The organism is Sporosarcina ureae (assembly GCF_002082015.1).
In the GTDB taxonomy this organism is placed as follows: Bacteria; Bacillota; Bacilli; order Bacillales_A; family Planococcaceae; genus Sporosarcina; species Sporosarcina ureae_A.
Genome location: NZ_CP015109.1, coordinates 955,826 through 980,293, shown reverse-complemented (window position 1 = coordinate 980,293; position 24,468 = coordinate 955,826). Strand labels below are relative to the sequence as shown.

General features: G+C 42.2%; 21 protein-coding genes. 13 read left to right on the top strand and 8 right to left on the bottom strand.

Features of this window, described 5'->3' with window-relative positions:
- The first annotated feature begins 144 nt into the window (after nucleotides 1-144).
- From SporoP17a_RS04915 to SporoP17a_RS04890, 6 genes are all read left to right on the top strand, one after another.
- Nucleotides 145-729, top strand: coding sequence for a TetR/AcrR family transcriptional regulator (locus SporoP17a_RS04915; RefSeq protein WP_083033163.1), 585 nt, complete (start codon nucleotides 145-147; stop codon nucleotides 727-729).
- Between the two features lie 40 nt (nucleotides 730-769).
- Nucleotides 770-1,540, top strand: coding sequence for a 3-hydroxyacyl-CoA dehydrogenase (locus tag SporoP17a_RS04910; protein WP_083033160.1), 771 nt, complete (start codon nucleotides 770-772; stop codon nucleotides 1,538-1,540).
- An 81-nt stretch (nucleotides 1,541-1,621) separates the two neighbouring features.
- Nucleotides 1,622-2,773, top strand: coding sequence for a thiolase family protein (locus SporoP17a_RS04905; protein WP_083033157.1), 1,152 nt, complete (start codon nucleotides 1,622-1,624; stop codon nucleotides 2,771-2,773).
- A 42-nt stretch (nucleotides 2,774-2,815) separates the two neighbouring features.
- On the top strand, nucleotides 2,816-3,940 hold the full coding sequence (locus SporoP17a_RS04900; RefSeq protein ID WP_083033155.1) for a CaiB/BaiF CoA transferase family protein: 1,125 nt from the start codon (nucleotides 2,816-2,818) through the stop codon (nucleotides 3,938-3,940).
- 38 nt (nucleotides 3,941-3,978) lie between these two features.
- Nucleotides 3,979-5,523, top strand: a complete 1,545-nt coding sequence (locus tag SporoP17a_RS04895) for an acyl-CoA synthetase (RefSeq protein ID WP_083033154.1) — start codon at nucleotides 3,979-3,981, stop codon at nucleotides 5,521-5,523.
- A gap of 34 nt (nucleotides 5,524-5,557) precedes the next feature.
- Nucleotides 5,558-6,703 carry an acyl-CoA dehydrogenase family protein gene (locus SporoP17a_RS04890; RefSeq protein WP_083033153.1) on the top strand — a complete coding sequence of 382 codons (1,146 nt, stop codon included), beginning with the start codon at nucleotides 5,558-5,560 and terminating at the stop codon, nucleotides 6,701-6,703.
- A 78-nt stretch (nucleotides 6,704-6,781) separates the two neighbouring features.
- On the opposite strand, the gene SporoP17a_RS04885 is transcribed toward SporoP17a_RS04890, so the two are convergent.
- A complete protein-coding gene (locus SporoP17a_RS04885; RefSeq protein WP_083033152.1) occupies nucleotides 6,782-7,915 on the bottom strand; it encodes an alcohol dehydrogenase catalytic domain-containing protein in 1,134 nt (377 codons plus the stop codon).
- A gap of 186 nt (nucleotides 7,916-8,101) precedes the next feature.
- Here SporoP17a_RS04885 and SporoP17a_RS04880 point away from each other — a divergent pair, with 186 nt between their 5' ends.
- Nucleotides 8,102-8,587, top strand: coding sequence for a nucleoside deaminase (locus SporoP17a_RS04880; RefSeq protein ID WP_083033149.1), 486 nt, complete (start codon nucleotides 8,102-8,104; stop codon nucleotides 8,585-8,587).
- A gap of 314 nt (nucleotides 8,588-8,901) precedes the next feature.
- Nucleotides 8,902-10,953, top strand: coding sequence for a catalase (locus SporoP17a_RS04875; protein WP_083035906.1), 2,052 nt, complete (start codon nucleotides 8,902-8,904; stop codon nucleotides 10,951-10,953).
- Between the two features lie 294 nt (nucleotides 10,954-11,247).
- On the opposite strand, the gene SporoP17a_RS16850 is transcribed toward SporoP17a_RS04875, so the two are convergent.
- The 5 genes from SporoP17a_RS16850 to SporoP17a_RS04850 form a co-directional block, all read right to left on the bottom strand.
- A complete protein-coding gene (locus SporoP17a_RS16850; RefSeq protein WP_167693381.1) occupies nucleotides 11,248-11,424 on the bottom strand; it encodes a hypothetical protein in 177 nt (58 codons plus the stop codon).
- Between the two features lie 334 nt (nucleotides 11,425-11,758).
- A complete protein-coding gene (locus SporoP17a_RS04870; RefSeq protein WP_083033146.1) occupies nucleotides 11,759-12,019 on the bottom strand; it encodes a hypothetical protein in 261 nt (86 codons plus the stop codon).
- A gap of 483 nt (nucleotides 12,020-12,502) precedes the next feature.
- Nucleotides 12,503-13,081 (bottom strand): Fic/DOC family protein, encoded by a 579-nt coding sequence (locus tag SporoP17a_RS04860; RefSeq protein ID WP_083033139.1) that lies wholly within the window; start codon nucleotides 13,079-13,081, stop codon nucleotides 12,503-12,505.
- Nucleotides 13,082-13,358: 277 nt separating this feature from the next.
- Nucleotides 13,359-13,514, bottom strand: coding sequence for a hypothetical protein (locus SporoP17a_RS16845; RefSeq protein ID WP_167693342.1), 156 nt, complete (start codon nucleotides 13,512-13,514; stop codon nucleotides 13,359-13,361).
- Between the two features lie 139 nt (nucleotides 13,515-13,653).
- A complete protein-coding gene (locus SporoP17a_RS04850) occupies nucleotides 13,654-14,205 on the bottom strand; it encodes a hypothetical protein (protein WP_083033134.1) in 552 nt (183 codons plus the stop codon).
- Between the two features lie 413 nt (nucleotides 14,206-14,618).
- Here SporoP17a_RS04850 and SporoP17a_RS04845 point away from each other — a divergent pair, with 413 nt between their 5' ends.
- From SporoP17a_RS04845 to SporoP17a_RS04830, 4 genes are all read left to right on the top strand, one after another.
- A complete protein-coding gene (locus SporoP17a_RS04845; RefSeq protein WP_083033132.1) occupies nucleotides 14,619-16,163 on the top strand; it encodes an NAD(P)H-hydrate dehydratase in 1,545 nt (514 codons plus the stop codon).
- A 294-nt stretch (nucleotides 16,164-16,457) separates the two neighbouring features.
- A complete protein-coding gene (locus tag SporoP17a_RS04840) occupies nucleotides 16,458-17,390 on the top strand; it encodes an SH3 domain-containing protein (protein ID WP_083033129.1) in 933 nt (310 codons plus the stop codon).
- Nucleotides 17,391-17,558: 168 nt separating this feature from the next.
- Nucleotides 17,559-18,479: an HNH endonuclease gene (locus tag SporoP17a_RS04835; protein WP_083033127.1), complete on the top strand. Its 921-nt coding sequence runs from the start codon at nucleotides 17,559-17,561 to the stop codon at nucleotides 18,477-18,479.
- A 171-nt stretch (nucleotides 18,480-18,650) separates the two neighbouring features.
- Entirely contained in the window at nucleotides 18,651-19,985 is a 1,335-nt protein-coding gene (locus tag SporoP17a_RS04830) for a hypothetical protein (protein WP_083033125.1), read from the top strand.
- Nucleotides 19,986-20,140: 155 nt separating this feature from the next.
- Here SporoP17a_RS04830 and SporoP17a_RS04825 read toward each other — a convergent pair whose 3' ends face one another.
- Nucleotides 20,141-22,729 carry a CBS domain-containing protein gene (locus SporoP17a_RS04825; protein ID WP_083033122.1) on the bottom strand — a complete coding sequence of 863 codons (2,589 nt, stop codon included), beginning with the start codon at nucleotides 22,727-22,729 and terminating at the stop codon, nucleotides 20,141-20,143.
- 169 nt (nucleotides 22,730-22,898) lie between these two features.
- Complete coding sequence (locus tag SporoP17a_RS04820) at nucleotides 22,899-23,339, bottom strand: cell wall hydrolase (RefSeq protein WP_083033120.1); 441 nt, start codon at nucleotides 23,337-23,339, stop codon at nucleotides 22,899-22,901.
- 348 nt (nucleotides 23,340-23,687) lie between these two features.
- Between SporoP17a_RS04820 and SporoP17a_RS04815 the strand changes: the two genes are divergently transcribed.
- Entirely contained in the window at nucleotides 23,688-24,467 is a 780-nt protein-coding gene (locus tag SporoP17a_RS04815; RefSeq protein WP_083033117.1) for a gluconate 2-dehydrogenase subunit 3 family protein, read from the top strand.
- Nucleotide 24,468 lies beyond the last annotated feature (1 nt).

Sequence of the window (24,468 nt, the reverse complement as noted above, 5' to 3'; positions counted from 1 at the left end):
CATCTCTTGCGCAACCTAGTAGCTTCCCATACATAACTATCAACATGAATACCCAATCGTTAAAATTTGACTTGACATTCAAATTCTGAAAACTTAGAATGTAAACACAACGAGATGCGGCAATGTGAAGGAAGTGAGAAATTCATGTCATTACGAGAGAAGAAAGTGGAAAAGAAAAAAGAAGAGATTCGGCAATCGGCTATGAGTGTGATTGCGGAAAAAGGATATCATGCCACGACAATGGAAGATATTGCAGCGAAGTTACTCATGACGAAGGGTTCCGTTTACTATTATTTTAAAGATAAAGAAGCACTAGTGTATGAAAGTCACAAAATACTTCTAGAACAAAGTATCGAGCAACTTAACGAAGTGTTAGCGGAAGAACTTACTTCCATAGCGAAGCTTCGGAAGGCTATGATCGTCCATATGGAATATGTCATTACAGAAAGAACGGACTTCTTTATTGGTGCTAAGCCGGATCAAGTTTTCGTAGGAGAGCATTTACAGGAAATCATACGTCTACGAAATGAATACAGTGATTGCATGGATGGACTGATTAAACAAGGGATTGAGGATGGTAGTTTTGCAAATGTAGATAGTAATATTGTGAATAATATTATCCTAGGTGCCATGAATAATGTGGTGATTTGGTATTCTCCAAAAGGTAGTAAAAGTATACAAGAGTTAGCCAATTCGATTGCCGATTATTTATTGAAGATCTTAGTCTAATATCGTAAATCCTTAAGACGAGAAAGGGAGAGAATATATTATGAAGATGGATCACGTATCAGCGGTTATTACAGGAGGCGCATCAGGACTAGGCGAAGCGACAGCAAGAGAGATCGTCGCGTCTGGCGGAAACGTTACGATTTTTGATTTGCAGGAAGATCGAGGGAATAAGTTGGTGAAGGAGCTTGGCGATCATGCGACATTTGTAAAGACAGATGTCACTAGCGTAGAAAGTGTTCAAGCAGCGTTAGATCATGCCGTGAGTACTTTTGGCAAAATTAATGCAGTCGTCAATTGTGCGGGAATTGGTGTTGCGGAGAAAACGTACAGCGGCAGAAAAGGTGCACATAACTTTGAGAACTTCAGTAAAGTCATTCAGATTAATTTGATTGGAACGTTTAATACGATCCGGCTCGCTACCGAACATATGGCGAAGAATGAACCGAATGATAAAGGAGAAAAAGGAGTTATTGTGAATACGGCATCTGTGGCGGCATTTGACGGACAGATTGGCCAGGTAGCGTATGCAGCATCGAAAGGCGGGATCGTCAGTATGACATTACCGCTTGCGAGAGACTTAGCATCTGAAGGAATTCGCGTGATGACCATCGCACCGGGTTTGTTCGAAACACCAATGTTCGCTTCATTGCCAGAGAAAGCTAAAGAATCACTTGGGGCGATGGTACCTTTCCCTTCGCGACTAGGCTATCCCGAAGAGTATGCGCAACTAGTAAAAGGTATCTTCGAAAATACGATGCTAAATGGGGAAACAATTCGCCTCGATGGTGCAGTCCGCATGCAGCCTAAGTAAGGCGTTATGCGTAAAGACTGACCTGCTCGTATTTAATGAAATGTAAGGGTTTACAAATATATTGAAGGAAGAGGGATCGACATGAGAGAAGCAGTAATTGTGGAGTGGGTAAGAACGCCAGTAGGAAAAAGAAATGGTGTATTGAGTACCGTGCGGGCTGAAGATTTGGCAGCTAAGCCGCTGGCAGAAGTAATCAAACGAGCTGGAATCGATGCTGGATTAGTAGAAGACGTAATTTTCGGTTGTGTGTCGCAAGTAGGGGAGCAATCGTTCGATATCGCACGCGTCGCAGCTCTGCAAGCTGGATATCCAGTTGAAGTACCAGGGACCACGATAGATAGACAGTGTGGGTCAAGTCAACAGGCTGTACATTTTGCGGCGCAAGCGATTATTAGCGGCGATATGGATGTAGTCGTTGCAGGGGGCGTGGAGAGTATGTCTCGCGTACCGATGGGTAGTAATCGACTAGATGTTACATTCAGTGAAGAAGTTACATCGAAATATGAAATGGTCCACCAAGGTGAATCGGCTGAAAGAATTGCTGAGAAATGGGAGATCTCTAGAGAAGAAATGGATCGCTACTCGCTACGAAGCAATGAGAAAGCTGTCGCTGCTCGAAAGGAAGGTAGGTTTGATAACGAAATCATGCCAATTGAAGTCACGCTTCCTGACGGTACGAAGATGACTGTGAAAGATGATGAAGGACCGAGAGAAGACACGACGATGGAGAAGTTGGGCACGTTGAAAACTCCTTTTAGAGAAAACGGTGATGTGACGGCAGGAAACTCCAGTCAAATTAGCGACGGAGCCAATGCGATTTTGCTGATGTCGCGGGAAAAAGCTGAAGAGCTTGGATTGAAGCCGAAGTTTAAAGTGCTCACGCGTGTAGTCGTAGGTTCCGACCCAACACTCATGTTAACGGGTCCAATACCTGCTACACAAAAAGCATTAGAGAAGTCGGGACTGACTCTGGATGATATAGATGTGTTTGAAGTAAACGAAGCGTTTTCTGTTGTGACGCTCGCTTGGTTAAAAGAAACAGGTGTAGATCCAGAAAAGCTGAATCCAAATGGGGGGGCTATCGCTCTCGGCCATCCACTCGGTGCAAGCGGCGGACGTTTGATGATTACGATGATGAACGAACTGGAAAGAACAGGCGGACGCTATGGTTTGCAGACTATGTGTGAAGGGCACGGCATGGCCAATGCGACCATTTTGGAAAGGTTGGAGTAACTACCCATCACGTTAATAGAGGTGTAGAAAGGAGAGATTTCATTGCCATTAGACGCCATTCGGGTGCTGGATTTATCTCGCTTATTACCGGGACCTTACTGTTCGATGATTCTAGCTGATTTTGGTGCCGAAGTGATTAAAGTAGAAGAGCCTACGATGGGGGATTATGCGCGAGCGGAATACCCGAAAATAGGGAAAGATAGTGCGATGTTTCATTCATTGAATCGTAGTAAGAAAAGTATTTGTCTTAATTTGAAGACGGCGGAAGATCAAGCAAAGTTCTTACAGCTTGTGAAAGATTCGGACGTGGTGATTGAGTCATTTCGACCAGGCGTGATGAAGCGTTTGGGGCTGGATTATGAAACGTTGAATGAAATCAACCCAGGTCTAGTGTATTGCGCGATCACGGGGTACGGCCAAGACGGTCCGTACGCCGAGATGCCGGGACATGACGTGAATTTTATCGGTTATGCTGGATTGCTGAATATGATGGGAGAACCAAATGGTGCGCCACAAATTCCTGCAACGCAAATTGCGGATATTGGTGGCGGAGCCTATCCCGCAGCGATGGGGATTTTGCTTGCATTGTTTGAAAGACAGAAGACAGGCAAAGGCCAGATGGTGGATATTTCAATGTTGGACGGGGCGATCTCTTGGATGCCAACCTTCTTCCCGAACTATCTTGCATCCCGAAAACAAGCAAAAAGGGGCGAATTGGATTTAAGTGGAAAGCTTGCTTGCTATGCAGTCTACGAAACGAAGGATCAAAGATGGTTGTCTGTCGGTGCGCTTGAACCAAAATTTTGGAAAGAATTTTGCCAGGTGATTGGAAAAGAAGAATTCATCGCAAAGATACGTGCTCCAATCGATGTGCAGACGCAAATGAAAAAAGAAATTCAGGAAATTTTACTGCAGAAAACAAGCGAGAATTGGATGGAGATTTTTGAAACGATCCAGGCGTGTGTATCACCTATTCTTTCATTTGATGAAATGGTAAATGATCCGCACGTAAAAGCGCGTGGCATGATTCAGGAAATAGATGATCCCGAACTTGGCGTAATCCAGCATGTCAACACGCCTATTAAACTATCGCGAACACCCGCAAAAATTACAGGCGCTGCTCCAAGTCTAGGTGAACATACAGAAACTATCTTTCAGAAGCACTAGAACAGAGGAAGTTTAATGAGAGAAAGGGGACAACAATAATGGATATTGGATTATCACTTTCCCGTAACGCGCGCAGAATACCTGAGAAAACGGCAGTTATTTATGAGGATCGAAGTTATACGTATCATGAGCTCAATCAAGAAGTGAATAAGCTGTCTCATGGCCTGATTCAACGTGGTGTGAAAAAAGGTGACAAAGTCGCGCTCATGATGAAAAACTCAGATAAATTTATCATTGTTTACTATGCCATTTTGAAAGCCGGCGCGATTACGGTACCTGTGAATTTCCGCTTAACGGCTACTGAAGTGTCGTATATTTTGGATGACAGCGATACAAGTGTTGTGCTGTTCGATGAAGAGTATGCTACGTTGATCGATCAAGCAACAGCAGGGAACAGTAAGGTTGTTGTGAAAATCACAACGGGCACGACAGCACTACATGACCAAGTGCTGTATCAAAGCGTTTTACAAGATCGCACAGATGATCCTGAACTCTCTGTAGATGAAGCGGATGACGCAGAGATATTGTATACATCCGGCACTACTGGCTATCCAAAAGGCGCGTTATTTGATCATCACCGCGTACTTCATGTAGCGTTCAACACCTCTTTTATCCTCAAAATCCATCCTGATGACATATTGCTTCATGCAGCACCGTTGTTTCATTCAGCCCAATTGAATTTATTTCTTGTACCAGGAATTTATTTAGGCTGTACACAAGTTGTGCATCAAAACTTCGAACCTCAAAAAATATTACAAGCGATCGATCACTATAAAATTAGTTTGTTCTTTGGCGTACCGACAATGTATAATTTTTTGCTGCAAGTTCCAAACAAACAGCAATATGATCTTTCATCGGTTACACGTTGCGGATATGGGGCAGCGCCGATGCCTGTCGCTTTGCTAGAAAAAGTTATGGAACTTTTTAGCACAGATCAGTTTTACAATATGTGTGGTCAGACAGAAGGAGGACCGGGTGGAGGTGCTTTTCTTCTTCCTGAAGATCATAAAGAAAAGATCGGTACGGGAGGAAAAGCTTCGCTGAATACGGAAATTCGTGTTGTCGATGACCATGGAGAGGATATACTGCCTGGTGAAGTAGGGGAATTTATTATCCAAAGTGAGATGGTTATGAAAGGCTATTATAATAAGCCCGAAGAAACGGCAAAAGCGATCCGAAACGGTTGGCTCTATACTGGCGATTTGGCGACCATCGATGAAGATGGCTTCGTGACATTAGTGGATAGGAAGAAAGATATGATCGTGTCTGGCGGAGAGAATGTCTACTCAACCGAAGTGGAACAAGCGCTATACAGACATCCTCAGTTACTAGACTCAACGGTCGTAGGCTTACCTGATCCGGTTTGGGGAGAGAAAGTAGTCGCAATCGTAGTAGCGAAGAAAGATGAGAAGCTCGACTACGCAGAGTTAAAAGCTTTCTGTAAAACTCATTTAGCGGATTATAAAGTGCCAGTTGAATTTATCGAAGAACAAGAAATACCACGCAATGCATCAGGGAAAGTATTGAAATATCGCATTCGGGAAGCACTGGTTTCTAATCAAGCAGTTAATCCACACGCATGAAAATAGAAACGAGAAGTAAAGGAGTGACGGATACATGAAGAGACCATTTATGACGGAAGAGCATGAACAGCTCCGAAAATCAGTGCGGAAATTTTTACAGAAAGAAGCCGTACCTTTTATTGATGAATGGGAGAAAGAACAGCAAGTGCCCCGTTCATTTTGGAAGAAAGCTGCCGCCCAAGGGTTGATCGCACCATCAGTTGAAGAAAAATATGGCGGGATTGGTGCGGATTTCGGCTATGCTGTCGTCATTAGTGAAGAGTTTGAAAAAGTGGCAAGCGGCATCGGTGGAATTGGATTGCATAATGATATTGTCATCCCTTATATACAATCGTATGGTTCGGATGAACAGAAAGAACGTTGGCTCACGCAAGCTGTAACAGGAGATATGATTAGTGCCATTGCCATGACGGAACCAGGCACAGGTTCCGATCTTGCTGCAGTGCGGACGACTGCGATAAGAAAGGGAGACCGTTACATTATGAATGGGGAAAAGACATTCATCACGAATGGTTCTTCTGCCGACTTCGTCATTGTCGTCTGTAAAACGGATCCTACCGTATCACCTGCCCATAAAGGCATTAGCTTACTCGTAGTGGAAAAAGGAATGCCTGGATTTACAAAAGGGAAGAAGCTCAATAAAGTAGGGCAGCATGCGAATGACACGAGTGAATTGATTTTTGAGGATGTATCGGTTCCGGCAGAAAACCTTCTGGGTGAGGAAGGGAAAGGCTTCTACTACTTGATGGAGAAATTACAGCAAGAACGCTTAATGTGCTCCATTCAAAGTGTAGCTTCTGTGCAGAAGATGCTAGATATTACGTTAGCGTATGTAAAAGAGCGACAGGCTTTCGGCAAGCGGATCGGTGATTTCCAAAATACGCAATTTAAAATGGCAGAGATGCAAACGAAGGCAACGATTGGTCAAACATTTGTTGATCGTTTAATTATCGAGCATATGCAAGGCAAAAACGTTGTAGATGAAGTATCGATGGCGAAATGGTGGACGAGTGATTTGGCACAAGACGTGGCGATTCAGTGTATGCAATTTCATGGTGGCTACGGCTATATGGAAGAATACGAAATCGCTAGAAGGTATCGCGATGTGGCAGTTAATTCGATTTATGCGGGGACAAATGAAATTATGAAAGTGATTATCGCGAAGAATATGGGACTTTGAAGCAAGGTGGGTGAGTGAAATATACCAACATATTATCCGCAAAAAAACGCGATGAACAACTCATCGCGTTTGTATAGTTTATGGTTGAATCAATACTTTAATACAACCGTCTTCTTTTTTATCGAAAATAGAATAAGCATCTGCCGCGTCTTCTAATTTTACTTTGTGTGTAATAATATCTGTCGGGTCGAATTCTTTTGCTTCGATCTTTTTAAATAGCTCAGGCATTAAGTGAATGACAGGTGCTTGGCCCATTTTCAATGAAACGTTACGTGTGAAGAAATCACCGAGTGGGAAATTGTTTGCATCTGTTGCGTAAACGCCTGTTAATTGAACGGTACCAAATTTCCGTACGACTTCTGAAGCTGTGACAATCGGGCTGATTGTGCCGAATTGATTATCTCCACTAGATCCGAACGTTTCGCCTGGTTGTACCGTTCCATCCATCCCTACACAATCAATGACGACGTCTGCGCCACCTTTTGTTTCTTCATGCAATAATTTGCCGATCTCGTCATGTTCTTTAAAATTATACGTTTCTACTTTATTCGTTTTCTTGGCATGCTCTAAACGATAATCGACGTGGTCTACTGAAATGACTCGTTTCGCTCCTTGCATCCAAGCAAATTTTTGTGCCATTAATCCAATAGGGCCGGAGCCGAGAATTATGGCGGTATCGCCTTTTTTCAATCCGCTATGAAGGACACTCCAATACGCTGTTGGAATGACGTCTGACAACAACGCAAGATGTTCGTCATCCAGTTCGCTATTTTCCGGAACTTTAAATGATGTGAAGTCCGCGTATGGAACACGTAAATACTCCGCTTGGCCACCTGGGTAATTTCCATTGGGCTCAGCAAATCCAAATAGCCCTCCTACTTCACCGTGTGGATTGGATTCATCACATTGACTTTCCATTTCATGTTGACAGAAGAAACATTCTCCACACCCTATATTAAACGGAATGACGATTCGGTCGCCTTTCTTTAATGTTTTGACTTCAGAACCTACTTCTTCGACAATTCCCATCGGCTCATGTCCGACTACATAATCTTTTTCGGGCACAATTCCGCCATGGTACAGATGCAAGTCCGATCCACAAATACCGCTTGTCGTAATGCGTACGATTACATCACTATTTTCTTGTATACTAGGAGCTTTCACTTCTTTTGTGACCATTGATTTCTTACCTTGAAATGTTACTGCTTTCATACCATCACATCCTTTTTGCATTGTGCTTATTTTGTACCCGCCTAATTTCTATGTAAACTACATAAATGAGAATATGATTATTAATTCTTAGTAGAATGGTAGTTAGAAAGAATGAGAAACATAACTGTGTATGTATGTTAAGCGAAGTGTTATAAAGGGAAGTGAAGAATAAGGAGGGATTCATTTATGTTACTAGATAGTGAAATGAAACATGTACAACGAAGTGTTGAATTAGCTGAAATTGCGTTACATAAAGGAGATCAGCCATTTGGTTCGGTGTTGGTTTCGGCGAGTGGTGAAGTGTTAGCTGAAGATCATAATCGTACAAGTGGTGGTGACCCGACGCAGCACCCAGAATTTGCTTTAGCGCGCTGGGCTGCAGACCATATGAACGCAGAAGATAGAGCGAAGGCAACAGTGTTTACGTCAGGTGAACATTGCCCGATGTGTGCGTCAGCTCATGGATTAGTCGGTTTGGGACGGATTGTATATGCTAGTTCATCGAAACAGTTAACGCAGTGGAAGAAAGAAATGGGTGTGACGACGCCTGCTCCTGTGAAAAGTTATCCGATTCAAGAAATGGTTCCTGCTATTGAAGTAGTTGGGCCGGTAGAAGAGTATGCAGAGCAAGTGCGTGAGTTGCAACGGCAGTATTATCAGAAGAATAACTGAAGTAAATTATGCAAGGAGAGCCAGTTGTTTTGGCTCTCTTTTTATGTTTATAGCTTCCATAAAATGATTGCTTTAAAACTAATTTGACATGGAGAGTGTAAGGATACACTTCTGCTTATAAGCAATAACTCAGCACTTCTTCGTCAACTGATTAATCATTCCTTTCATCATGCTCTTTTGCGAGCGCTACTTGTTCATCGGTGTGTACGCTGATTTTGGTTTAGAGGGAGATGTTCCGGGGAATCATTGTAACTGAAGGAAAACATTTGTCAGTTTCCAATAGTGAAAAACTTACTGAAAAGGATGATGTGTGGATGGATAAGCATAATCAGCAGAGTCACAAGCAAGACAAGAAAGATCAGCAGCTTGAGCAATATCGTAAAGAAAACACTGGACCCGGCAAGCAAATGACTGAGGAAAGCGGCATGAAAGTATCTGATGATCAAAAGTCATTGCGTGCGGGAAAACGTGGCCCTCTTCTCATGCAGGATTTTCATTTCTATAAGAAGCAATCGCATTTCCACCGTGAGCGGATACCTGAGAAAGTAGTCCATGCAAGAGGTTTTGGTGTCTATGGAAATTTCGAGGTCTATGAGTCTATGAAAGATTACACGAAAGCAAAGTTCTTGCAGAATGTGGGAGAGAAAACGCCTGTTTTCGTCCGTTTTTCCAATTTTGTTGGAAGCAAGGGTTCAAAAGATACAGCCGTAGATATTCGCGGCTTCGCGGTAAAATTTTATACAGAAGAGGGGAATTATGATTCACTCTCATTGCAATTTCCTGTTTTCGTCCTATCCGACCCGATGAAATTCATGGAAGTGACACATGCCGCCAAGCCTAACCCAAAGACCGATCTGCCTCAGGCAACGGTCGCACACGATAATTTCTGGGATTACGTCGTCAGCAATACTGAATCCGCTCATATGATTATGTGGCTGATGTCGATGCGCGGACGACCAAGAAGCTGGCGGATGATGGAAGGTTATCCAGTCAATACTTTCCGTTTCGTAAATGATCAAGGCGTGTCGACTTTCGTCCGTTTTGTATGGAAGCCGAAACTCGGAGTTCACTCCCTTAAGCTGGATGAAGCCAATCTGATAGGCGGTGTAGATCCTGACTATCATAGACGTGACATAGTTACAGCGATCGAAACAGGTTCCTACCCTGAATATGAACTAGGCGTACAGCTGATCGCGGAGGAAGATGAATTCAAGTATGACTTTGATATTCTAGATGATACGAAGTTATGGCCTGAAGAGGTGATCCCTGTTAAGATCATCGGGAAGATGACATTGAACCGCCTGGTTGACAACTTCTTCGCTGAAGAGGAACAGTCTGCATTCAATCCGTCAAATGTCGTGCCAGGCATTGAATTTTCGAATGATCCAGTATTACAGGGCCGTTCATTTGCTTATCGAGACACAGAACTCTACCGCCAGAATACACCGAACTACGAAGAGCTACCAGTCAACCGACCCATCGCAGAAGTGAATAATAATCTTCGTGACGGTTCTTACAAAGTTCCGATTGACACTGGCACTGTTCATTATCACAATAATTCACTTGCTGATAATACGCCGGCTGAAACCCCACCCGAAGAAGGTGGATATGAAAATTATCCGGGCAAAGTTGAAGGAAATATTACTCGTGAACAACCGAGCGATTCATTCGAAGATCATTTCACGCAGGCTCGAATATTTTGGAACAGTCTGAGCAAGCCGGAAAAAGATGACCTCGTTGAGTCTTTCAGCTTTCATATCGGCAGTGTAAACAATCAAGATATCCGTCAAAAAAGTGTCGAGATGTGGGCGAATGTGGATGAGGAGATGGCTACACGGATTGCGGATAATGTTGGTGTAGACAAGCCGAAGACCAAGCAAGTCAAAACGGACAAGAGCTATCCTTCTCTCAGCCAGCTCAATTCTCCGCATTCCCCGATGACACAGAAGGTCGGCGTTTTAGTCGGCAACGGGTTTAATGGGAAAGAATTGAATAATACACTGGATATGCTCGCCAAAAACGGTGTCTTGATCGAAGTAGTTTCCGAAAAGCTAGGAGCCGTAAAAGGTGACGATGGTACCGAACTCGTCCCTGCCAAGTCATTTCTGACATCGCACCCTGCGCTATATGACGCCATTTATGTCGTAGGTGGCACATCTGCAAATCAGATGATGTTCGATCAGCATATCGAAGATTTTATACGTATGCAGTTTATGCATTTAAAACCGATCGGCGTGGCATCAGGCCAGGAATCATTCATCCAGGATCAAGACGCACCTGGCATCATAACAGCCGCTGACAACTCAAACTTCCCTGAAAAGTTTCTCGAAGCCATCGCGAAAAAACGTTTTTGGAATCGGATTTGATTGGTACTAGCGTAATGAAAGAGCGCTATCGTGAAAGTCTAACGGGTCCGGTTAATCGGTTACTGGGAAAAACATTAAAAGCAATGCAAACAGCAACCTAATGGGTGTATGTTTCGGCAGTGGATTGACAATAGAAATACAAATAAATGCTCGTTTTCGAGCGTTTATTTGTTATGTTTTGCTAATAATAAGTGCGCATTGTTTATTTAACCATTTGTGCTCTATTACTGAATCGGGTGCAAAACTCTTATACAAGAATTGCGCCCGATAGTTTTAGAAGATTTCTTGATTTCTTTATCCTTCTAGCTTGTTAGTTGATGTTTTTAATGTTTGTGCTGAATTATCGAGATAGATGTCTAAATACGTGCTATCGGTAAACTTTATAACTACAGCATTAGCAGTAACAGCAACATCGGAAACGGTCTTACCTATAAGTTTTTCAGGTGTGACGTTAAAGTCATTTAATCCCACAATAGTCCCATCCTTTCATTTAAAATTTATTTAAATATCATTTTTAAAAATCGGCTTCCACAAAATGACTTGGTGTTGACATAGCCTTGTTTCTGAAAAACCTCTGTATCTGGAATAGTGTTAAACACGTTGATTTGCGCCGTACGCTTTCCGGAGGGCGTAGCTTGAGCCAAGCGAACCACGAAGAGTTCGCTTTGCCGTATTTCTGAGTACTTTACAGAAATTAAGGCAGCCTTAACCCCAGGGTCTCAGGCACACGCTAATCCTCTCGGGAGTCGACGACTTGCACTCCAATCAACTAAAAGTGTATTACCAAAGAATCGCGCCCGTTTATTTAGTCTTCATTACTATTTTTCGAGTCTAAACGGGTGGTGATAATACTAGCTAAAATAACAAAAATAAGCATGCCTGAACTAATAACAGCAATACCCATCCCTATCCAAGCACCAATAATGAACGATGCGAGAAGAACTGCTAAAAAGGAAAAAAAGCTAATCTGTAATGATCTTTGATTGGTTTGTTTAAATGCTTTGGAAATAATAAAAACCAATAAATTTGTAAAGGGACCTATACCAATGGGAATGAATATATCCATTTTCACCCTCCCGTCTTTACTTCACTATACTCTCTGCAAGAAAGTGGCCCAATTGATGAATGGACGCAAATCTTTATGCTAGAATTGCGCCCGATTGATGCAATGCTAGCGCTAGTCTTCGTTAGGGAACGCGTCCTTTAATAAAACACCAACCTACTTTTTTGACTTCGGGATTAGTTTAGCAACTGGTGTTATTAAAAACATAAAACCGATGAATGAAATCGTCGCTAGCCACTTAGCAAGCAATAATTGAATCTTTACTGACAAGTATATATATATATTGGTTATTTGAAACATAATAATTATTATGTAGGATATTGCAAAGCCCACTATTTCATCATTTTTATCCAACTTTTTTTCTTCACATGGCAAACTATTTCATAATCTGGCTCTATTGATAAAATAAGAGTATTTCTTTTTCAAGAATGCCCCCCGATATGAACTAAGGACACTAATCTGTGTAAAAGATTAGTGCCCTTTATATTATCCAACGTATTGAATCGTTTCCAAGAATACTTCTCTTAGCGACGTTAAATCAGTGACAGATTGGATCATAGCATGCAGATACTTTTCACTCTCTAGCGTTTCATATGACCACTCAATTCCTCTACTAATTGCGTAAGCATGTAGAAAAATCCGGATAGTTCTACCATTTCCTTCACGAAAAGGATGCAACATATTTAATTCTGCTTTAAAATAAGCTAAACGATCCGCTGCTTCATTCAATGAATTCCAAAGAGGCTCATCATTTAACTCCATAAACAAGTTACTTGCATAGCTATTCAAGAATTGAACTTGACAGAAACGAGTAGCACCTTTCATGAGTTGAACATCCCTAAAGTCCCCTGCAAACGGATAGATATCTTGAAATAGATAATGATGCAGTTCTTGAAACTCTTTCAAGGTAAATGATTCGAACATGAAATCATTTTGTTCTAGTGCCATTGCACGAAGAGAAAATGCCAATGCTTCGGCTCTTTCAAGTTCTTTGTGAGAATTAATCTCCAATAAATTGTGTTTTATTAGGTAATCATCAATTTCTTTATCATTATACTTTCCCATGCCGCAATAGATCCTTAATTAAAGTAGGGGTAATTGAGGTCTTTTTGTTAATGAGTTCTAAGACTGTTTTCTGCATATCAGAAGAGATTTTCAAATTTTCGAGATGAAGATTATGCATCACTCGTCTAAATTCTTTTGAGTCAAGATCCAATGCCTTCATATCAACAACCCCTTTATCAGTATAATCTTACCTTATATTATACAGTGCTAATTGGTTAATTACTAATTAGACGTATGAGCAAATCCTACTTACGGAATCGTACCCGATTGCATAATATCATTGCCTATTTGGAAAAAACTTATTGCCGATCATGCCAGCAATCATAGCTGATAAACCGACAACGATAATCTTTATTATAGTATTGATATCGGGGGTTAAATACTCAATAAAAAGCATTACTATCAATACAAATGCACCTGTAAATAAAGCCATGCCTATACTTCCTCTTCTCAATAATAACGCCCCCCATGTAGATTAATCTGGCCCGATTGCTTAAGAAGCTAACCACTTATAATTATTTTAACATACAACCCTTTTTCTACTTCGTCATTTTCTTCATAAAAACAGCATGTTACCCATGCCGATTCACTTTTTCAGTCCGTGGCCAAATGAAGTAAGAAAGTGAGACGACGATATCAAGGCCTACAATAAGCGCCCATAATTTCAGCATTTGAGAGAGGGCTTCTGTTTTATTGGCATCTCCAATTAGATAAATCATGACAAACAAGAACCCGCCACCGATGATCAAGGCTAGCACATGTTGCAACGCACCTTTTACGGAATGGCGCGCATGGGCATATCCTGTTTTCTTCTCAGGTTTTGTGCCTTGCTTCTTAATGTAGTAAAGAAAGCGTTCGTCCGCCCAGCGAATCATGCTTTTTCCGAATGCGATCGATACACCGAGATAAATCGCCGCAATAGCATGAACTTGTGTGGCAACCGCCCCGTTATACAGATCGGTAGCCGTGACGACTAGTAATAGTAGATCGATGACTGGTGTTAATGCTAGGAAAAATAAACCGAGCCGTTTTTTGTTGAATACATATCGCGTAATGAGGCCCGCGAGAATGACAACCCAAAAGCCTATTTCACAAGCAATAATCGTCCAAGCAAGGAAATCCATTCATTCACCTCTTTTTAAACGGTAGTATTGGTTATGTGTATCATAGCATAAATATTCCAAATTGTTTGTGGTCCTGACGCAGTTTAATGTATGAGGCGGGATAAACGCTCATCTACTTCAGGACATTGGATGGTGATTTCAATCTCCTGAAATTCATTGGATTCTTCAATTTTCAGCCGGATGATCATCACCTCTATTTAGTCTTCATGGCTGAATCGTAACACGGTGATGAACATCGAACAATGGCTTTTATAGTGACCTGCATGTAGAAGGGGCTAAGTTGCATGAGTACGTGTTGCCATGTAACGGATTGGTAAATAACTGGACAAGTACTGTTTGTTCAGAAGATAATCAAGGCAACGTAATATAGTGTGGCTTCATGGTGTTCATTCAAAAATAAAGGGGGAGATAGGATGTTTGCAGCGGGACGAGAAGATATGCGGCAGATGGATCAGTATACGATAGAAACGCTCGGACTGCCGGGGACGGTGTTGATGGAAAATGCGGGAGCGGAAGTAGCGGATGAATTGTTGCGACGGGCTAGCGACATGCATGATGCGAAATTTCTAGTCGTGGCGGGTGGTGGCAATAATGGTGGGGATGGTTTCGTCATTGCGCGACGTCTGCTTGATGAAGGGAAACACTGTACGCTGTGCTTGGCTGTAGACCCGGTACATATACAAGGGGATGCGAAGATGCATTTCGATGTGTACAGGAATCGGAAATTGCCGATTGTGTATGTGAATGAAGAGACGATGCCGGAACTACAGCGCCTGTTAATTGAGGCAGATTATATTGTGGATGCGCTACTTGGAACGGGTGCAACTGGCGAGATTCGTGAGCCGATCCGATCAGTAATTGAGCTAGTTAATCAATCAGGAAAATATGTTGTGGCGGTAGATGTGCCGTCAGGGGTGAATAGTGATACGGGAGAAGTGGCTGATTTGGCAGTGTGTGCAGATCAGACGATTACGTTTGTTGTGCCAAAAAAAGGTTTTTTTCTACAACAAGGACCACAATATATCGGAAATTGGAAAGCTGTGAATATTTCTGTTCCACTGTCGATTGTAGACGAGCTTTCGCTAACTTTACCGCGTGTGATCACGCAAGCAGTCGCTTCAGCCGCTGTGCCAAAAAGACCGAAGCATGGACATAAGGGGACGTTTGGACATGTGCTCGTACTCGGAGGTTCGAAGTCCTATGTTGGCGCACCCATTTTTACAGCGAAAGCAGCTTTGCATTCAGGTGCGGGTTTGGTGACGCTCGGTGTACCACAAGGGATGTATCCAATGGCCGCTACACAACTACCTGAAGCACTGTTTTGGCCTATGGAAGAAACAAATGGTCATTTTGGGAATCCGTTTCATGATGGAGAGAAGTTCCATTCATTTGATGTAGTAGCTGTTGGGCCGGGGGTGAGTCGGTTTGAAGGTGGCGAGTCGTGGATGCGTTCGCTATGGGAGTCTTTAAGTGGACAACCGGTTGTAGTAGATGCTGATGGATTGTTCTTGTCTCGAAATATGCTGGATATCATTTGTCGGTATGAAGGCCCTGTAGTATGTACACCACATCCCGGGGAAATGGCAATGTTGTTGAATATGACCGTTCAAGAGGTTGAAACGAATCGGCTGGAGATCGCGAAGCAATTTGCTGAAGAACATCAGCTGTATTTGCTATTGAAAGGACATCGCTCAATCATTGCTACGCCTGACGGGGAAGTGTATATGAATCCGGTTGGCAGTGACGCGCTTGGTAAAGGCGGGTCAGGTGATGTGTTAACTGGTTTGATTGCATCATTTCTTGCACAGGGGGCTACGCCAAAAGAAGCGATGATTGCCGCTGCTTATGTACATGCAAAAGCGGGTGAAAACCAGGCGGAAGTCTATTCGAATTACGGTGTAGTGGCGCCTGATATTATCGAAGGGTGTAAGGTCTTGTTGAAAGAATGGACGGAGTGAGCAAGTACTTAGCCCGAAAAATTCATGATAGGGAATCGAATACCCAACAGATAGTATTTTCTGTTGGGTTTTTTGATGTGCGATGTGGAACTATGTCCGATCGCAACAAATGATGCTATATAGTTGTATGAAAATTGTGGAAAGTGCGTGTGGTGAGTCAAAGATCATAGTATAATAGTATTGCTATTGACTGCTGATCTAGAAATTGAAGTAATATTGAGAAAAATGTAGCCGTATAAATTTCATGATTCAATACATAGATTGTGCAACATCTAAATAAAGGGGGCATTAGAAATGGAGAAAAGAAGTGATAGTTCGAAGAAAACTAGAGGCAATAAGAAAATTATTGTTATATCTGTATTGTCCGTAGTAGTTTTAGTAGTCAGTGTATTTTTGTTTATGACTATTAAAGACAACCGCATGGTGAAGAAGGCTGATTCATTAGTTGCGATTGGGAAGTTTGATAATGGAATTGCCATTTACGATCATCTACTGACAGCTAACTATTCCGATCGTGTAATGGAAAAGAGAGAACGCGCACTTGAATTAAAGGAAGCAAACGAGCAGTATGAACTCGGTATGGAATCATTGGATACGAATGATCGATACAAAGCCATTAAACATTTTTCTAAAATACCAGACAATCGGGATGAGTTATTTCAAAAAGCTACAAAAGAGTTGGAGAATATAGAAGAGGCAAGTACTTTGGAAATAGAAGAATTGATGGAGAATAGAGATTTTGAAGCAGCGTATGAGATGGTCAATAATTACTTGCGCGTAGCACCTGCATCTTCGAATATGAAAGATTTGAAAGATACGCTGATCGCTACAGAGAAAGATATGAAGAAAAAGGATGCGCTTGCAAAAGAGGAAGAAGAAGAGCAGGCAAAAGCTATAGAAGATGAAAAGAGAAGTCAAGAGGCAAAAGCAGCAGCTGCCGCTAAAAATAAGGAAATCGAATTGTTGAAATTAGAACGAGCACGAATTGCAGCGAGCAATGTGTTGTATACGTATCAAACGGTCGTGACGAGTTCAGGTAACCTACGGGCTGCGCCTACATTGAATGGGAAAGTACTTGTAGCTTTACCTAGAGGAACTGAAGTGTATATTGTGGATACGCAAGTAGAAAGCACTGAGAGAACGTGGTGCAAGGTTGAAGTAGAACTACACGGTAGCTACTATACGGGATGGATTTCTTATAATACGATGAATTATAGTCTTCCGTAAGCGAAGGGTATTGTAATTTCATTATACTAATGGCGTGAATAGACGGTCAGTCAACAGGTTTTGTACTGATTATGAAGAACTATACGATGCTAAAGCAATAATTTCCTAGTCATCCAGTAAAGCCTTATACTTGAGGAAACCACGTAGCGCATATAGGAGTGATGCACGATGCAAAGTTATATTGTGATGCAAGGACGTACATATGATGAAGAGAAAGAATTGGGTGTGCTTTGGTCATTGCAACAAGACAGTATAGGCAATGTTCATCATTTTTGGGAACGAATGAAAGAAGTACGCGAAGGAGATCGGATCTTTCATTATGTAAAAGGGGATATGGTTGCCATAAGTGTGGCGAAGTCGAGTTACCGCGAGGAGCGAAAACCGTCTGGGATTCCGTTGATAGATAGTGAAGACGCCAAAGGGTACTTGGTGGAAGTGGACTATCACGAACTTGATCATCCGTTGACCATTGCGGAGTGTTTCCATGAACTTCTTCCTTTATTGCCGATCAAGTATTCTGCATTTCAAGAGAACGGCAATGGAAATCAAGGCTATCTCTTCCCGTGTAACGAAGAACTGACGATTAAATTAGTTGAGTTGATTGCAGATTTGAATATTTATGAAATCGATGAGGAGCAATTGGAGTTCGTCATGGGCATCGTGCAGAAGACGGAGCATGATTTTCTCATTCCGGTTCTCGCTGAAACCGAATCGGAAACGAAAACGAAAGTGCGAATGGCGCACCAGCGATTCCGCAAAGAACTCATGCAATTATGGAATGATCAGTGCGCACTCTGCGACATTGAGCTGCCCGAGTTATTGCAAGCCAGCTACGCTAAACCTTGGAAAGATTGCACGAACAACGAACGCATCGATCCGAACAATGGCATCCTTCTTTGTCGCAATCATGATGCGCTCTATCATAACGGCTTCATTGCGTTTGACGGCACAGGTAAGATTTATATTTCTTCAAGAATTTCTGAAGAAAATTACGACAAGTACGGATTGCATAGCAAGATGCGAGTGAACCGAACGGAGAAGAACAAGCCATATTTGAAATGGCATAAGAAACATATATTTAAAGAGTAAACCTACCGCCACGCTAAACATTCAGTCCGTAATCGGATATATGTGTTCTAGTTTGGGTCAATTCACTACACTTCATTTGTCGCCCTTGCAAAACTTGGTGAGTTTACCCTCTTTTTGTAGTATGATGCATAGAGAGAGTGAATTCGATAACATATTGTGCGGAGGTACGACATGAATTATGGTGATCCGTTAAAAGGTAAAAATATAGAACGAGATACGACAATTTATAATAGTGAAGGTTTTGACAGACGAGGATTTAATAAGTTTGGTTATGACCGTCATGGGTTTAATGAACAAGGATTTAATGCGAGTGGTTTTGATAAGTATGGCTTTGATGCACAAGGCTTTGACAAAAACGGCTATAATAATCAAGGATATGATCGAGACGGTTTTAAGGCAACTGGCTATAATAAAGCAGGCTTTGATCGAACGGGTTATGATCGGTATGGTTACGATGCAGAAGGTTATAATAAAAGCGGTTATAACCTCCAAGGCTACGACAAAGAAGGCTATAAAGCGGATGGTTTCAATCGACAAGGCTTTCACAAGAATGGCTATAACCGAGACGGTTACGATATTCATGGTTTCAACCGTGCGGGTTTTAACAAACAAGGGTATGACAAGTACGGTTTCAATAAATACGGTGTGAGTGCCCAAGGGTATGGAACGGATGGATATAATAAGCTAGGGTACGATAAGAACGGCTTTAATCGTCAAGGCTACAATAAATTCGGCTATGACAAAAGAGGATTTAATCGTGATCGCAAACATATGAACGGTACGATGTATGACGGCAAAGGCTTTGATTTCAAAGGCGTTCATCTAAATAACAGTCCATTCGATGATCATGGCTTTGATCAGGCAGGCTTTGATGCGCAAGGTTTCAATAAAAGAGGATACAACCGTGAAGGCTTTACGCGTGATGGCGCACATATTAGTGAAAAGACGTATGACGAAGAAGGTTATGATCAGCACGGGTACAATCGAGATGGCTTCGACCGAGCAGGGTACGACGCATCAGGCTTGAATTCACTGGGCTATGATTCGGAAGGCTACGATGCTCAAGGGTTCAATAAACATGGCATGGATCGTGAAGGCTATAATCGAGATGGCTTTAATAAAGCAGGCGTTGATCGAGAAGGTTTCGGCAAAAATGGCCGAAATCGTCAAGGTTATGATAAAAAAGGATTTAATTTGCAAGGATATGATAAGAACGGTTTCAATAAAGAAGGCTATAACCGATTCGGCTATGATCGCTATGGTTTTAATCGGGATGGCAAACATGCGAATGGTACGAAGTATGATACAAAAGGGTTCGACTGCAATGGCTTCACTCCTCAAGGCATCCACCGAAATGGTACCGATCGAGATGATGAAGGGTATGATAAGTCGGGCTATGACGTGGATCGCTATGACCGTAAAGGATATAATAAGCTCGGTTATGATAGAAATGGTTATGACAAATACGGTTATGATAAATCAGGATTTAGAGCGGATTCGAAATAGAAGAACCCAATAGTAAACGAAACGCCTGGAAAGTTCGAGTGATCCACTCCCTTTCTAGGCGTTTTTTATTGGAATGTTGCTGACCTTAGACCAGTATATAGTAAAGCGAACACCCCCCGCGTTTCATGGATAAATGCGGGGTGTTCTGCGATGATTCATTGAAGCTTACATACATACTCTTTCAACCACTGATCGGCTTCTTCTTTAGAAGACACCTCACCAGTAAGTTGGCTTATTTCCAAGTGGAGCAAGATGTTGGAGAAAGTGGGGCCTGGCTTGAGTCCTGCTTTGACTAAATCGCTACCGTTCAAATAGCTTTGCAGTTCGTTACGACGATATAAATATTCAATCACAGCTTCTAGATGAGGTGCTTGATCGGCCACTAGGATAAATAAAATGGCTTCATCGGAGTAGTCACGTAAAAACAGATGGTAGTCTCCAGCTTGTGTGGATTCTTTCCACTGTTCATGTCGTTGTAATTCCATCACTTCTTCCAACAACTTTTTCCTGTTTTTCCGTAGCGTGAATTTCTCTGCGGCATACAAGCTATCATTGCAATAGAAGGGGAGTAAAAAGTAATTGAACCAGCTAGGTTTTTCCGCAATTTTTAAATTCGTCATCTTTCGTACTTGTTCGTTGTAGACTCGTTCTAGATGTTCAGCCGTAGCGACCGAAGCATCTAACTGTTTTTCATCTACACCGAACTGTTGCCATATATTCAGTTCAAATAGGCGTCGGATGACTTCTTGCGGACTGCCTTCGGTAAACAACCGGATCATTTCTTCGTTCATACGTTGTGGTGACAGATGGATCACTTTGTCGATCGATTCGAGTGCCAATTTTTCCGTCTGTTCATCCATCGAAAATCCGAAGCGTTGTTCAAAGCGTACTGCTCGGAAGATTCGAGTAGGATCTTCGACAAAACTAATATTGTGAAGAATTTTGATTTTTTTCTCGCGTAGATCATTTTGTCCGCCAAACGGATCTAGCAATTCGCCGAATGCTTCAATGTTAAGACGGATGGCCATCGCGTTGATTGTAAAATCACGACGCTGCAAATCATCTTCGAGAACGGATGTCTCAATTTCGGGTAAGGCAGCAGGCTGTCTGTAGTATTCGAGTCGAGACGACACGATATCGATCGACAAACCGGATGACGTATTCCATGTTGCCGTGCCGAAGCTTTCATGTTGCAAAACGTCGCCACCATATGTTCCCATCAATCTATTCGCCAATTCGATTCCATTACCTTCCGCCACAATATCAATATCGAAATTTGGCTTGTCCAATAAAATATCCCGTACAATTCCACCTATTAAATAGACAGGTAGGTGAATCTCACTAGCTGTTTCTCCAATTACTTTTAACAGCTGGAGAGCTTCTTCGGGCAGTTGCTTTTTCATTTTGTTAATGAGTTCATGGGAAGGCGGAGTGCCGGGTGTTTCTTTATCTGCCATCATATCACTATATAGTACTTGGATAATGTTTGATCGAGTTACAATGCCAACGATTTCTCCGTCTTCGATGACAGGTAATCGACCGATGTTGTGCTGAATGATGAGCTCTTGGATCTCTTCGAGTGAAGCATCAGGCCCGATCGTGTAGATGTTAGTCGTCATATAGGCTTTTACCGGCGCATGACCGAGTCCATGGTGATTGCCTTTATCGAGATCACGTCTAGTAATGAGTCCGACCATTTTTTTGTTTTCGACGACCGGATAACCTGAATGTCCATAGCGGTACATGCGACGGCCTGCCTCTTCGATTGTAGTATCAGGAGTCAGTGTTTTGACAGGAGAAGTCATCAATTCTTTTGCGGTAATCGCAGGGCGCAGTATTGTGTCCAAACTGTTGTTGATTTCTTCAAGAATCGCTTCTTTATCCCCTTTTTTCACCGTGGCGGAACCTGCATGTTGATGTCCACCGCCTCCAAGTTTTTTCAAAATGGGTTGCAACGTGATGCGTTCTGAGTTTGCACGGCCTACGACGAACACGGAGTTCTTCATTTTCACGACGGTTAAAACAGCATCCGTTCCTTTAACTCCTAAAACCTTTGTTGTAATTAATGCCAAGCCGTTGACGAAATGATCCAATTCATGCGTACTGACCGCAATTTCAAGGCCGTCTACTTCATGAATTTCGGTATGTGTGAGCAGCTGATCTAAGAGATCTTGCTGTGCGGACGTTAACGTTTCTTCTGCGAAACTACCCACCATTTCGAGGCTCATCCCTTGCTCGAGTAAATAGGTAGCGGCCTTCATATCCCGAACAGTCGTGTTTGCGTATGTAAAATTTCCCGTGTCTGTATAGAGGCCTAGTCCGAAGAGAGACGCTTCAAAACTGGAAATAGCTATGTCATGTTTACGTATTTCTTCTATAAGCAGAGTGACGGCAGCGCCAGATAATTCCACGATGCCTTCATCATACTTCACATCGTTTTCTCCTTTTTGATGATGGTCATAGACGATGATTTTTCGTGTGGAGGCATCAAAATCATTAGGGAGTTTACCGATTCTAGATAAAGACGCGACATCGACGATAATCATTTCGGTCACTTGTTCCCAGTCTACTTGAGCGCTCGGCACAAAGTCGAAGACATCCCGGTAAATATTTAAGAAACGTTGTACGCGATGTTCTAGTTTGTCCGAAATAATCAATTGTGCGTGGGGATACAGTTTTTTGGCTGCAATCATTGAAGCAAGCGCGTCGAAGTCGGTATTGACGTGTGAAGTAATAATTTGCACTAGTAGTACCTCCTGTTTGAGAGTTATTTAGTAGTATAAATAGAAAAGTAACCACCTTCTACCCTGACCAAGTGGAAGGTGGTTACTCGTTACGTACGATCGCGTTCATAAGACCAGTTTATCATCCCCAACCAAAATGTTCAATTGAGGCTAGTAAATGGCACCTGCCTTATCCCATATATACACTTTCGCACGTACCGGGTAGTGGTTCATAGAAGCAATGATTTTTGAATTGCCCGGTAAACGGCTGATCATACCAAGTAGGCGGGCAGGGGCCGTATGGATTGAAGTACCATAAAGCATAATGAGCGGGGTGTTGTCGCCAGTACGTTAGAGTCTGTTCAGCCAATTTCTTTTCAGAATTTCGCGCACGTTGATAAAACAAGTTTCCTTTTTGCACCGCTTCGAATGAATAATTATTGCCTTGTATTTGGAAAATCACATCATTTATGGACCGTACATCATTGAAGTCCAGACAATCGGCTATTGCACGATTGACGATGACATTTCCAACAAATAGCATGCCTAGATTTCCTTCCGCTTCCGCTTCCGCTCTCATCATTCTGGCCATTAAATCGATATCTGAATTTCGATATTTTACCCTCATCATATTTTCACCTCATAGTAGTGTATGAGAATGAAGGGCAGTGATGTGACATTTTAAAAATAATTACACGTAATCGGATTATAATGTTTCTTTCTCTACTAATAGGGTAAAGTTTAATAGTTTGAAAAATACAGACATATTACGTACACTGTGCATGGAACCGTTCGTTTTTTTTCATGCAGTATTTTTCTTACAACTTGCTGGCTCATCTAGTATCTACTAGCGTTGCGAATACATAGATCATGCGCTCTTCATTGCATAAGCATTCAATATTTTACTGAATGCAAATATATTCCCGTATGCACCGCTAGTGTAGTGTGGACTTATTTACATAAAAAGGAGGACAAGCTAATGGCTGATCATAATTCGAACAACCCGAAGAACACAAATGAAGTGTCCGATCCAGGACGCCGCAGTTTCGTCAAAAACACAGGAATTGCTGTCGGAGGTGTAGCCGGTGGTGCGTTGCTTGGAGGTCTGTTTAGCAATCGATCTAAAAATGATTCCAACTCCAATTCGACTGCTGGCAAAGGAAGCGATAAAGAGAAGCGCTATGAAGAAGCGCGTATGTATTTTACACGTTTAGCCGATTTCGCTATTTTGGAACAGGCAGTGGAGCGAATTTTCCCAGAAGATGATAACGGTCCTGGGGCGATAGAATTAGGCGTTCCTTATTATATCGATAAACAGCTGGCAGGCCCTTATGGCTCCAATGTAGGCGATTACAGACAAGGTCCTTTTATAGGTCCTAAAGTAGCGGCTGCGGACTCTAGTCTCGATCGTGGACAGATTTTCATTAATGGATTACGCGCCATGGATGCCGAGAGTCAAAAACGATTTGATACGAATTTCGCCAAAGCGACGGAAGATCAGCAAATAGAAATTATGACGGACTTTGCAGATGACAAAGTAGAAGTCAAAGGCATCAGTTCGAAAGGATTCTTCTCATTGTTGCGTTCTACTACGCTTGAAGGGGCGTATTGTGATCCATTATACGGAGGCAATCGAGATATGAAAGGCTGGAAAATGAAAGAATATCCAGGAGCTATTTCGTCATATGCCCATATGATTGAAGAAGATGAGTTTGTGAAAATGGATCAAGTGAGCCTGACAGATTATCAACCTAAATAAA